Below are 226 nucleotides of genomic sequence, written 5' to 3'. Positions count from 1 at the left end.
AAAATACTCGGAATTTCTTACTTTTCGTGGCGGATTAGATCCAGTGACTGGGGGTCTATGGTTAACCGATATAGCACATCATCATTTAGCTATCGCAATTCTTTTTCTAATCGCGGGTCATATGTATAGGACCAACTGGGGTATTGGTCATGGTATAAAAGATATTTTAGAGGCTCATAAAGGTCCATTTACAGGCCAAGGCCATAAAGGCCTATATGAAATTCTA

Annotated in this window: 1 protein-coding gene; it reads left to right on the top strand. The window is 39.4% G+C overall.

Annotation, left to right across the window (positions count from 1 at the left end):
• Positions 1 to 226: photosystem I psaA/psaB family protein (locus IE312_RS44970; protein ID WP_229900963.1), on the top strand; the 226-nt coding region annotated here is incomplete at both ends.

This window comes from Streptomyces capoamus (assembly GCF_014654935.1).
GTDB classification, from domain to species: Bacteria; Actinomycetota; Actinomycetes; order Streptomycetales; family Streptomycetaceae; genus Streptomyces; species Streptomyces capoamus.
The sequence above is the reverse complement of the archived record's forward strand: the minus strand, read 5'-3'. Positions and strand labels throughout refer to the sequence as shown.